The following is a 4,439-nucleotide window of genomic DNA, read 5'->3' as shown; positions in this document are numbered from 1 at the left end:
CCCAACTGCTCACAAATTTCTTCGGTGTGCTCATCGAACATTAAAAACGCTGCCACCCCAGCGCTTTCGCCATTGGCTCGTGATTGAATGAAATCAATGACTTCTTTGTGCTCAAGCAGATAGTTATTAATATCCTCAATGCTCTCGAAGTCGCGGGGAAACTTCTGTTTAGGCACGAAGACATTACGCTGCTTGCCTTCAAAGCAGTCAATATAGTTAATGTGACGGAAGCTACCGACCCAATCACCGATACCCAGAAGATTGAAGTTCGTCGCAGAAATAAAGTAAACCGGCTCTTTATTGTTTAGAAAATATCTACGGACATCTGCAATGGACGTTATTTTATTCATTGTTTTCGCTCCTTGTATGACACGTACTGAAGGCCGTGTTGAACTAGTGCTGCCTAGGAGTTTCGCTAAATATCGCGATATTCGCCTAAATTGATCATCCAGCTTGGCGCGAAATCCATTCTTCTTGTGATGATGGGTCAAGCCAAATAGGCTCCTAAAAAATGTCTTGGTCGGTACGTACTGGTTTAGCAAGTGGTCCTAAGGTGTCAAGGAAAGGGGAAGATCCGTTTTCGCTACGGTATAGCGAAAAATCGACTTCACGGTCACGGAAACTTTTCAGTGGCTGGCCCAAACCGCGCAACCCTGTTTCGCGCTCGCGGCGGACGCGGTTGAGGTCAATTTCGATGGGTATGACTTCTTCACCAATACCCGCTTGATGGATCACATCGCCAGAGGGGCCAACGACGATAGAGCGGCCATTCCCCAACGCGCCAGCGCCATTGATATCGAAGAAGTAACACTGGTTGATCGCCGCATTGGTGCGGGCAATTGACAGCTCAATATCTCGGTCAATGGTATCCGTCATCGTGGGGTGGAGAATGACTTCGGCCCCCATTGAAGCCAGGGTACGAGTCGTTTCGGGAAACCACATGTCATAACAAATAGAAACGCCAAAGCGGCCTATCGTTGGCACATCGAAGACCACAAATTCACTGCCGCCCTCGACGCCAGCTTCGTAAGGCCGGAACGGAAACATCTTACGATAACGCGTTACAACTTGGCCCAGAGGGTTAATCACTACCAAGGTATTGTAAGTATGCTCGCCGACTTGCTCGAACATTGATCCCGGAATTAACCAGATGCGGTGTTGCGCAGCCAATTGGCAAAAAAATGCTTCGGTATCGCTGGGCAACGTTTGAGCGTGGAGCGGCGAAGCTCCCATCGGCATTAATTCGCTGAACAGCACCATTTGAACCTGAGGAAAACGATTCATTAGCGCATCGATCCGATGGCGCATAGCCTCGGTATTGTCGCCATGGTGCAGGGCATGCATTTGAACACCGGCAATGGTGAAATATGACATTAGCTTCTCTCTGCGTCAGGCGATCTGACTGTTTCCGCTTAGTAAATTAACTTCTATGGATGTCTTTCACTAAGCTAGTGGTGAGTGGCATTAATTTTCATGTTAAGCCAATGAAACGCTGAAATAGCGTTGATCAAACACCTGGATAAATTGTTAAATTCGATTTAGATAGATCGATTTACACAGGCCAATATTACAGAAAGTCGTTTGATCCAATACCTAGCTCGGTCCGCTTAACCGATTTGGTCACGATATAGGTGAAATAACGCTCTATTCCCACGTCCGAGACTAACCAACTATCGATCAAGCGTTGATAACTGTCGATGGAAAACACTTCAAACTTCACCAGATAATCCACACCGCCACCTACCGCCACGCACTCTGTGGCGTCTGGCGTTTGCATGACTAATGCTTCAAAGCGGGAAAAGCTTTCAGCATTGTGCTGTTTGAGCTCGATCTGCACCCACACGGAGTTGCGCGGCACTAATACATCGGCATTAATGCGCGCGGTATATCCTTCGATAACGCCCGCATTTTCCAGACGTTTAACTCGCTCCCAACAGGGACTCACCGAGAGATTGATGGCTTCCGCCAACTTCGACTTAGTGATTCGTCCATCCCGAGAGAGAATATCGAGAATTTTTAAATCATAACGGTCCAATTTCATCATGCGGGTTGTCACGCCTCCAGGCGTTCAACAACATCGGCAATCACCGCCAGGGTGTCCCCCATATTGATTAACGATGGCGCACGGCGAGCCATTAAGATGCCGTCACGTTCCGCTTTGTAAGCCACAGGAGCGGTACCGCTGCGGGTCATATCGTAAACATAGGCAATGGTTTGGCCTTTTTTCACCTCATCACCCAACGCCACTAACAGCTCCAACACCCCAGAATGCTGGCTTTGCACGTAGCAGCTGGCATCAGGCATATCGAGGTACATTTGCCCAACCTCGGGCATTTCCACTTTGCCTTGCACCAAACCGTAATGGATCAAAAAATTGCGTACACCGCGCTCAGCAATCGCAATGCTTTGCGGCGTGGACGTGCCGCCGCCGCCAAGTTCAGTGGCCACAAACACTTTGCCCTGGCGCTCACAGGCAGTATCGAACAGCTTTTCCGCATCTAGCTCAAACATCACCATCGCATAGGGAGCACCGAACGCTTTAGCGCCTTCTAACGCCGCCTGCTGTTGAGACTTATCGTCTAAAACGTGAGAAGCGCCGAACGGCAAAATATCCAGCGTGCGGCCACCAGAGTGCAAATCGAGTACTACATCACTAATCGGAACCAGCGCGCGGGTAAAATAATCAGCGATTTGCGACGTTACGGTGCCGTTTGGGTCCCCTGGAAAACTACGATTCAAGTTGCCTTTATCCATCGGCGACGTGCGCTTTCCAGCCATGACTGCTGGCGTGTTCATACACGGTACGATAATTACTCGCCCGCTCACCTCTTCCGCTTTCAACGTGGAAGAAAGCTTCAACAACGACGTTATGCCTTCGTATTCATCGCCATGATTCCCACCCGTTAATAACGCCGTGGAGCCTTCGCCATTTTTAACCACGGTAATAGGTATCATTACCGCGCCCCAGGCAGACTCATCGGTGGAAATCGGCAGTTTTAAAAAGCCGTGCTGTACGCCATCGGCGTCGAAATCAACGGTGGCGGAAATAGGGCTAGGCCGCAGTTGGTTCGGTTGAAGCGTCATTGTATGTCCCTTGTATTGTATAGACAGCTACTTAACAAACAGCTGGCGCGGAAAATTGGCCAGGGTTTCACAGCCATTTTCAGTAATCAGAATGCTTTCGGTAATTTCCAGTCCCCAGTCTTCTACCCAGAGGCCAGGCATGAAGTGAAATGTCATTCCGGGCTGAAGAATAGTTTCGTCAGAGGGGCGCAAGCTCATCGTGCGCTCGCCCCAGTCCGGCGGGTACGAGATACCAATCGGATAACCACAGCGTGCGCCGCCACGGTCAAAACCGTATTTATCCATCGCCGCACCCAGCGCCATGGCAATATCCGCCGTACGATTGCCCGGCTTAGCCACGGCCAAGCCACTCTCAATGCCTTCCAACAAAGCAGATTCAGCACGAATAAAGTCGGTTGGCGGCGTACCTAAAAATACGGTGCGCGACATCGGCGCGTGGTAGCGCTTGAAGACCCCAGCAATTTCGAAGAACGTGCCTTCACCTTTACGAAATGGCGTGTCGTCCCAGGTAAGGTGCGGCGCAGCAGCGTCTTTACCGGTTGGCAACATCGGCACAATGGCGGGGTAATCGCCGCCAAACACTTTGCCATTCTCGTCGATAAACCCTTCGATGCCGACGCGGTAAATTTCCGACACCAGCTTACTTTTGGGCAGCCCGGGCTCAATAACCTCCAAAATACGCGTGTGCATCCCTTCAACAATTTTTGCTGCCACACGCATATAAGCTATTTCTTGCGGCGACTTAATCGCTCGGCACCAGTTAACGAGTGCGTTGGCATCCATGAAACGCGCATGAGGAAGCTCACGCAAAAGGCTTTGATAGGCTTTAGCAGAGAAGTAGTAGTTATCCATCTCCATGCCCACCACACCGGTATGCCAGCCACGGTCGGGCATAATCGATTGGGCAAGATACTCCATTGGATGCATATCCGGATTTTGAACATAGTAATCCGGATAGTAGGTAATATTATCGGGGTCTATCCAGCAGGTGCGCAGCGCGCCGTTGGCATCCATACGGCGGCCAAACCATACAGGTTCGCCTTCAAGGCCCACCAATACGCATTGATGAACATAAAATGACCAGCCGTCGTAGCCAGTCAACCACGCCATATTGGAAGGATCACTGACGATCAGAACGTCAATACCACGGCCCGCCATCTCTGCGCGCACTTTCCAAAGCCGATTAGCGTACTCTTCACGTGTGAAGGGCAGGGAAACCTCAGTCATCGGGCAACTCGCCATCAAAGATCACTAAGAACCAGCGCTATCTATTGTAAATTAGGCACGCTGGGCCACAGGATCGCCCTGGCCCCCCCCGCAGTAGGCCTGCCAATGTCGTCTTAGGGCGATACTAG

At 50.6% G+C, this 4,439-nt stretch carries 4 protein-coding genes and 1 pseudogene; all 5 read right to left on the bottom strand.

Annotated features, from left to right (window positions below):
• Positions 1-350: pseudogene (locus tag INT22_RS21490) on the bottom strand (biotin carboxylase); the annotation flags it as partial.
• A 154-nt stretch (positions 351-504) separates the two neighbouring features.
• Positions 505-1,374, bottom strand: coding sequence for a carbon-nitrogen hydrolase family protein (locus INT22_RS18225; RefSeq protein WP_038477761.1), 870 nt, complete (start codon positions 1,372-1,374; stop codon positions 505-507).
• A gap of 193 nt (positions 1,375-1,567) precedes the next feature.
• On the bottom strand, positions 1,568-2,044 hold the full coding sequence (locus tag INT22_RS18220; protein ID WP_193068715.1) for an Lrp/AsnC family transcriptional regulator: 477 nt from the start codon (positions 2,042-2,044) through the stop codon (positions 1,568-1,570).
• 8 nt (positions 2,045-2,052) lie between these two features.
• Positions 2,053-3,084, bottom strand: a complete 1,032-nt coding sequence (gene doeB, locus INT22_RS18215; protein ID WP_193068714.1) for a N(2)-acetyl-L-2,4-diaminobutanoate deacetylase DoeB — start codon at positions 3,082-3,084, stop codon at positions 2,053-2,055.
• Between the two features lie 27 nt (positions 3,085-3,111).
• A complete protein-coding gene (doeA, locus tag INT22_RS18210; protein WP_089039667.1) occupies positions 3,112-4,311 on the bottom strand; it encodes an ectoine hydrolase DoeA in 1,200 nt (399 codons plus the stop codon).
• Positions 4,312-4,439 lie beyond the last annotated feature (128 nt).

Source organism: Halomonas sp. 3D7M (assembly GCF_014897885.1).
GTDB lineage: Bacteria > Pseudomonadota > Gammaproteobacteria > Pseudomonadales > Halomonadaceae > Vreelandella.
The sequence above is the reverse complement of the archived record's forward strand: the minus strand, read 5'-3'. Positions and strand labels throughout refer to the sequence as shown.

Coding starts and splice junctions, on each gene's coding strand:
- INT22_RS18225 (WP_038477761.1), bottom strand. CDS start 1,374: ATGTCATATTTCACCATTGCCGGTGTTCAAATGCATGCCCTGCACCAT.
- INT22_RS18220 (WP_193068715.1), bottom strand. CDS start 2,044: ATGATGAAATTGGACCGTTATGATTTAAAAATTCTCGATATTCTCTCT.
- doeB (WP_193068714.1), bottom strand. CDS start 3,084: ATGACGCTTCAACCGAACCAACTGCGGCCTAGCCCTATTTCCGCCACC.
- doeA (WP_089039667.1), bottom strand. CDS start 4,311: ATGACTGAGGTTTCCCTGCCCTTCACACGTGAAGAGTACGCTAATCGG.